Source organism: Microbacterium sp. NPDC097977, assembly GCF_040302605.1.
Taxonomy (GTDB): domain Bacteria; phylum Actinomycetota; class Actinomycetes; order Actinomycetales; family Microbacteriaceae; genus Microbacterium.
The window spans coordinates 66,770-72,878 of the sequence record NZ_JBEOUR010000009.1 but is presented as its reverse complement, the minus strand read 5'-3'; the positions used below and the strand labels follow the sequence as shown (position 1 = coordinate 72,878).

At 63.8% G+C, this 6,109-nt stretch carries 7 protein-coding genes; 5 read left to right on the top strand and 2 right to left on the bottom strand.

Features of this window, described 5'->3' with window-relative positions; genetic code table 11:
* Positions 1–621: sensor histidine kinase (locus tag ABTZ43_RS04140; RefSeq protein ID WP_350537912.1), on the top strand; the 621-nt coding region annotated here is incomplete at its 5' end.
* Here ABTZ43_RS04140 and ABTZ43_RS04135 read toward each other — a convergent pair.
* Entirely contained in the window at positions 606–2,552 is a 1,947-nt protein-coding gene (locus ABTZ43_RS04135; protein ID WP_069021439.1) for a pilus assembly protein TadG-related protein, read from the bottom strand. The two genes, ABTZ43_RS04140 and ABTZ43_RS04135, sit on opposite strands and share 16 nt — an antisense overlap.
* A 129-nt stretch (positions 2,553–2,681) precedes the next feature.
* On the opposite strand from ABTZ43_RS04135, the gene ABTZ43_RS04130 reads away from it, so the two are divergent.
* Together ABTZ43_RS04130 and ABTZ43_RS04125 are read left to right on the top strand one after the other, a co-directional pair.
* Complete coding sequence (locus ABTZ43_RS04130) at positions 2,682–2,852, top strand: CsbD family protein (RefSeq protein WP_082539236.1); 171 nt, start codon at positions 2,682–2,684, stop codon at positions 2,850–2,852.
* A 102-nt stretch (positions 2,853–2,954) separates the two neighbouring features.
* Positions 2,955–4,511: an MFS transporter gene (locus ABTZ43_RS04125; protein WP_056413875.1), complete on the top strand. Its 1,557-nt coding sequence runs from the start codon at positions 2,955–2,957 to the stop codon at positions 4,509–4,511.
* A gap of 17 nt (positions 4,512–4,528) precedes the next feature.
* On the opposite strand, the gene ABTZ43_RS04120 is transcribed toward ABTZ43_RS04125, so the two are convergent.
* A complete protein-coding gene (locus ABTZ43_RS04120; RefSeq protein WP_056413871.1) occupies positions 4,529–5,089 on the bottom strand; it encodes a MarR family winged helix-turn-helix transcriptional regulator in 561 nt (186 codons plus the stop codon).
* A 148-nt stretch (positions 5,090–5,237) separates the two neighbouring features.
* Here ABTZ43_RS04120 and ABTZ43_RS04115 point away from each other — a divergent pair, with 148 nt between their 5' ends.
* Together ABTZ43_RS04115 and ABTZ43_RS04110 are read left to right on the top strand one after the other, a co-directional pair.
* Positions 5,238–5,687 (top strand): MarR family winged helix-turn-helix transcriptional regulator, encoded by a 450-nt coding sequence (locus ABTZ43_RS04115; RefSeq protein ID WP_230111798.1) that lies wholly within the window; start codon positions 5,238–5,240, stop codon positions 5,685–5,687.
* Positions 5,688–5,759: 72 nt separating this feature from the next.
* Positions 5,760–6,089 carry a DUF7882 family protein gene (locus ABTZ43_RS04110; RefSeq protein ID WP_350537911.1) on the top strand — a complete coding sequence of 110 codons (330 nt, stop codon included), beginning with the start codon at positions 5,760–5,762 and terminating at the stop codon, positions 6,087–6,089.
* Positions 6,090–6,109 lie beyond the last annotated feature (20 nt).

Genomic DNA, 6,109 nt, shown 5'->3' with positions numbered 1-6,109 from the left:
AATGTGCTCAAGCGCCTGGGCAACGGCGATGCACAGATCGACTACCTCACCGAAAAACTCCAGCGCATCGACACCCAGGTACAGCGCGCGGCGCGGGTAGTGGACCACATGCGCGTATTCGGCCGCCGCTCGGAAATCGAACAGCAGCCCTTCGACCCCTACCAGGCCGTGGAAGGCACGCTGTCGCTGCTGAGCGAAGGCCTGCGCGGCAAGGGCGTGGAGCTGCGAATCACCCCGGCGGACTTTACGGTGCAAGTCAGAGGGTATGCCGACCAACTTGAGCAGGTATTGATCAACCTGATGGTCAATGCGCGTGATGCGCTGTTGAGCAAACGGGACAAGGATTCGGCCTTTCGCCCTTGGATCGCGGTGCATTGCGAGCATGACAGCCGCCATGTGCGGATCTGGGTCGAAGACAACGCTGGCGGCATTGACCCCCGGTTGCTGGAACGGATTTTCGAACCGTTCTTTACGACCAAGCCCATCGGCGTAGGCACAGGGTTGGGGCTGTCGGTGAGCTATGGGATTGTGGAAAACATGGGCGGACGCCTGAGCGTCGTCAACGGGCAGGAAGGTGCGCGGTTTTGCGTGGAGTTGCCGGTGGATCAGATCACCAGGTAGGCATACCCCATGCGACAGGTGAGGTTGGCGCCGACTTCAGCGTTGCCGAGGCTGATGCCCAGGGCCTTTAACAAGGTGTTGATGATGGGATCCAGGATCGGCGCCAGCAGATTCTGAATCGCCCCCACGAGCGTCGTGGTGATCGTCGTCAAAAGGCCTGCGACGCCAGCAAGCGCACCGCTTGAAACCGACCCACTGGGCGGTACATAAGTCACTTGAAGACCGGTCAGGGTCGCGCTCAGGCTCGCAACAATGTCTGCGGCGGGCTGGAGCGTCTTGTAGGTCGGTGCCAGATTCATCTCTGCGACCGGTAAATAGAACAGCGTGCCTGTTTGAGAACCGAGGGTGGATTGGGCCTTCAACATCAGCCCGCCGCCCACGTTAGGCGTGCGCGGCCCGCACAGGACCACCAGCAGGCAATGCCTGGAGCCGATATCGATCAGGCGTATGGGCTGCACAGCAATCGGTGCCGAAGAAGAGAACGCGGAGGTCGCATCGATACTCCCGACCGCCAGCGTGGCGACGGTGGTTGTGGCTTGCACAGTGAGCGACTTGGTGGTGCTACTGGCGCAACTGAAATCGGTCACGCGGCTTTCCGCGCCACCCGCTTCAATCAGGATATCCAACTTGTTAGCGATCTCGACATCGGTGGAATCGCACGCGACCGCACACAATACTGAACTGACGACCCCCGCAAGATTCAAGTGCAGCAAATTATTGACCACACCTGCAACGGGAGTGGCAAGACTGGTGACTGTCGAGGCCAGCCCAGAGACCAGTTTCAACACGGACATGTCGATGGAAACCAACGTCCTGACCTGCGCCGTGCGAACGTAAATCTGATCCGTCTGCGGGGTATTCAACAATCCCGCCTTCGCCTTCGCTGGATTGCCTATGGCAGACATCTGCGGCGGCTCGATCACCTTGGTTTGAATCGAAACATTGCCAATCAGTGGAATATTCAACTGGACCGCTGCACTCACCGCACTCTTGCTGCTGGACACCTGTGCGACGGCCTCAAGCAGCTGAAACAGCTGCACGTTGGTATTCAAGGCCGCCGCCGGGGTTCCAGTCACGACCTTGAGTAGATCCCCAACCTTCAAAAGCTGGGTATTGGGCGCAATGGCTTTCAATGAAATCACATCGTTGATGATCGCCGTGGCCACCGCGCCGTTCTTTTGCAACACTTTCACCGCGGCGTCGATCAACTGGGTCGCGGACACGGCAGTGTTGAGCAATGCGTCGTAGTCGCCCGCCTTGACGCTTAATTGAATCGCCAATTGATCAAGGTAGCTGAGCAGGTTCAAGTTGGTTTGGATCAACCCATTCCACCCCGCCGCAGTGAGCGAAAGACTGCCGCCCAATAAACCGCCAATGGTGGCGTTGAGCAGGGGAGACTTTGTGGAGTCGACCGTGGCAAGGCTACTGCGAATCGTCAGCTGCGCGACCGGTGGCGCATAGGCTGCCACAGCGGTTGCACTCAGGAGTGTTTCTGTCGCCATGGGCGCGCCACTGAACATATTCCAAATGCCACTGGCGATGCTGGTCATCACGCTGCGGGTGGCCACCACCCGGACTGCATCGTTTTTGCTGGCGTCAGGGGTGAATACGCGAACATTGCTGGCATTGGTCACCAGTGAGCCGCAGGTCACAGCCAGGCCCCGGCTGTTGTCGCCGGCGACCACGGTGAAGCCATTGCGCGCGGCGTTTTCCTTGGCGTAGTCGTTGGCCGAGGTGGTAGGGGTGCACAGGCCGCCACGGCTGGCCGCCTCAAGGGCCGAGGTGTCGGCTATGGACTGCAACTTACGCTTTTCCAGGTACAGGCGACCGCTGTCCACTGCAAGCAACATGAACACCAAGGCCACCGCCAGGGTGCCTGCTGCCATCAAGCCAATCGCACCACGCTGCCTGGAAGGAAGTCCGGGAGACATCTGGCACTCCTTAGCGCTTACTCTCCGTAGTTGCTTGGAGTGTAGACAAGGGCTGGCCAGTCGCCACAAATCAATGGAGCAACTGGATTGCCTGCGCCCGACCACCGCAGAGAAGAGAAAGGATCCCCCATGGGACTCGATGACAAGATCAAGAACGCCGCTCAGGACCTCGCCGGCAAGGCGAAGGAGACCGTCGGCAAGGTGACCGACAACGAGAAGCTCGAGGCCGAGGGCCGCGCGGACCAGGCCAAGGCCAACGTCAAGAAGGCCGGCGAGAACGTCAAGGACGCTCTCAACTGAGAACGGTCTGCACCGAGCGAGGAGGCGACGAGAGTCGCCTCCTCGCTTCATGTCCGGCCCCGAATACCGGGACCGGCCACCACGAGAGAGATGATTGACGGCATGTCCGATCCCTTGAAGAACCAGGTCCCGACCCTGTGGCAGCGACTCCTGCGTCGTCTGCGACCGGTGAAGGACGAACCGCGACGCCTCACGGTCGAGGACGTCACCGTGGTCGACCGCCCGATGCTGCGCCGCGCCGTCGCCGGCACCGTGGTCGGGAACCTCATGGAGTGGTACGACATCGGCGTGTACGGCTATCTCGCCGTCATCATCGGCCGGGCTTTCCTGCCGGATGCCTCCGCCGGAGCCCAGTCGCTCTTCTCTCTCGGCGTCTTCGCGGTGACCTTCGTCGCGCGCCCGCTCGGCGGCATCGTCCTCGGCCAGCTCGGAGACCGTCTGGGTCGACAGCGCGTGCTCGCGTTCACCCTGATCATGATGGCGGCCGCGACCTTCCTCATCGGCGTGCTGCCCGACTTCTCGGTCATCGGCGTCTGGGCGCCGATCCTGCTGATCGTGCTCAAGCTCGCCCAGGGCTTCTCGACCGGCGGCGAGTACGCCGGCGCCACCACGTTCATCACCGAGTACGCGCCCGACAAGCGCCGCGGCTTCTACGCCTCGCTGCTCGACCTCGGCTCGTACATGGGCTTCGCGATCGGCGCCGCCTTCGTCTCGATCCTCCAGCTCACCCTCTCGGCGGAGACCATGCAGGGCTTCGCCTGGCGCATCCCGTTCCTCGTCGCACTGCCGCTGGGGCTCATCGCGATCTACTTCCGCCTCAAGATCGAGGACACCCCCGCCTTCCAGGAGGCGCAGGATGCCGCCGCGCGCGCGTCCGACGAGGCGCAGGCCGCGGCGGATGCGCCGAAGGGCGTGCTCGCCCTGATCCGTGCCTACTGGCGTGAGCTCCTCACGGCGTTCGTGCTCGTCGCGGCTGCGAACACCGTCGGCTACGCGCTGACCTCGTACATGCCGACCTATCTGACCGGAACCCTCGGCTACGACGAGGTGCACGGCACGCTGCTGACGCTGCCCGTGCTGGTCGCGATGGCCCTGTGCATCCCGCTCACCGGCAAGCTGTCCGACCGCATCGGTCGCAAGAAGGTGCTGTTCGTCGGCTCGATCTCGGCGATCGTCCTCGCCGTCCCCGCGTTCCTGTTCATGATGCACGGCGAGATCTGGTCGACGCTGCTCGGCCTCGCGCTGCTGGCGTTCCCGGTCACCTTCTACGTGGCGAACCTCGCCTCGTCGCTGCCCGCCCTCTTCCCGACGTCATCGCGGTACGGCGGCATGGGCATCTCCTACAATCTGGCCGTCGCCCTGTTCGCCGGTACCGCACCGGTGGTCATGGAGGCACTGGTGCAGATGACGGGGTCGTCGCTCGCACCGGCCTTCTACGTCATCGGGACGTCGATCGCCGGCTTCATCGCGGTCGTCGTGCTTAAGGAGTCGGCGCGGCGTCCGCTGCCGGGTGCCATGCCGAGCGTGCAGACGCACGAAGAGGCTGTCGAGCTGGTCGAGACGCAGGAGGACAACCCCGACCTCGATCTGGACGAGCTGTTCCCCGAGCGTCTCGCCGATGCGGATGCCGAGGGCGAAGGGGCTGCCGAGAAGGCGTGAGTCGAGGGGGAGTCGGGCTACTCGCCCGCCTCCCCCTCCGACTCCTCATGCGAGCGGATGACGTCGCGCAGCTCCTGATCGAGATCGCTCGCCTCTTCGATCGCCGAGGTCATCCCGGCGAGGAACCGCGTCACGACGGCGCGCTCCCTGTCGCTCATCTCGTCGACGAGCGCGAGCATCCGACGGTGCATGGCGCCGAGAGTGTCGCGCACCTCGTCGTCACTGCTGACCGTGGGGACGACGACGCCGGCCCGCCTGTCGGTGGGGTGGCGCTCGCGGCGGGCGTGCCCGCCCTTCTCGAGCCGGTCGATCAGGGTCGTCGTGGACGCCGTCGAGATGTCGAGCATGCGAGCGATGTCGATCGGACGCACGATGCGACCCGCACGCTGTTCGCGCAGCAGGAACCGCAGGGCGACCAGATCGGTCTCGTTCATCTTCATCGAGACGCGCGTGCGGGCACGCATGGCCGTCTCGGCCGATCTGTAGCGACGAAGCAGATTCAGCACGTCGACGGTGCTGGCTGATTCGGCGTCCGGATACCAGTAGCCGGAACGGGTGAACTCTTCGGAGTTCTCCATCACGCCACCTCCTCGTCGGTGCTCAGAGCCTCATCGGCGCAGGCCTCTATCTTGGCACCCACGCCGAGATACTGCGTACAGATATATAGCTAGCTCACCTGGTTACGTGGCTTCCGAGTAGTAGCATGGAAGTTTCAGGGGGTGTCGCATGAAGATGAATATCCACGTCCGCACGGCGAAGACCGACCTGGTCGCCCGTGTCGATGAACTCCGCCGTGCCGAAGCGCAGCTCGCGCGACGACTCGCGGCGGTCCGCGCCCCCAATGACACCGACCGCGAGGCCATGCGGTACATCGTCGATGCCCCGGACGATGCGCCGGCGACGCCCGGAGGGCTCGCGGCCCACCTGAACGTGAGCACGGCGGCGATCACGAGCCTGCTGCGTCGTCTGCAGGAGCGCGGGCAGATCGTGGTGGCGCCGCACCCCGACGATGCGCGCTCGAAAGTGCTCCGCGCCTCGCTGCGCGATCTCCACTCGCCGGCCGACGAGCTCACGCAGAGGGTCGAGGCGATCGCGAGCGAGTTCACCCCCGAGCAGACCGAGGTCGTGGGCCGCTTCCTGCGTCGCCTGATCGAGGAGATCGGCGAGATCCCTTAACTCCGGCTTTCGTTTAGCTAGGTAACCTAGTAATCTATCTATCAAGCGAAGTCTTCGCCTGAAGGAGAGATCATGGGCCACCTGACCTACGGAAACACCGCCGAGCACATCGAGATCGATGACCGCACGCTCACCCATCTGCGCATGGTGGCCATGACCAAGCTGCGACGGAACGAGTCGTTCCCGCTCACCCTGGCGATGGACGACGGCGCGGTCGAGACGCTGTGGGTGCACGCCTCCATCCCGCTCCGGATCGCCATGGATCGGCCGTCGGAGATCGACCGTGCGCTGGTCACCGCCATGATGAACGCCGCGGGCTCTGCGGGGGGACTCGACCTGACTCGCGACGAGTTCGCCGTCGCGGTGTCGGCGCGACCGCCGCTGCACGCCATGAGTGCGTGACGGGGGATCGGGGGATGGCG

What these genes read in the sequence shown, in the direction of transcription:
- ABTZ43_RS04135 (WP_069021439.1), bottom strand. Translation starts at nt 2,552, where the DNA reads ATGTCTCCCGGACTTCCTTCCAGGCAGCGTGGTGCGATTGGCTTGATG.
- ABTZ43_RS04130 (WP_082539236.1), top strand. Translation starts at nt 2,682, where the DNA reads ATGGGACTCGATGACAAGATCAAGAACGCCGCTCAGGACCTCGCCGGC.
- ABTZ43_RS04125 (WP_056413875.1), top strand. Translation starts at nt 2,955, where the DNA reads ATGTCCGATCCCTTGAAGAACCAGGTCCCGACCCTGTGGCAGCGACTC.
- ABTZ43_RS04120 (WP_056413871.1), bottom strand. Translation starts at nt 5,089, where the DNA reads ATGGAGAACTCCGAAGAGTTCACCCGTTCCGGCTACTGGTATCCGGAC.
- ABTZ43_RS04115 (WP_230111798.1), top strand. Translation starts at nt 5,238, where the DNA reads ATGAAGATGAATATCCACGTCCGCACGGCGAAGACCGACCTGGTCGCC.
- ABTZ43_RS04110 (WP_350537911.1), top strand. Translation starts at nt 5,760, where the DNA reads ATGGGCCACCTGACCTACGGAAACACCGCCGAGCACATCGAGATCGAT.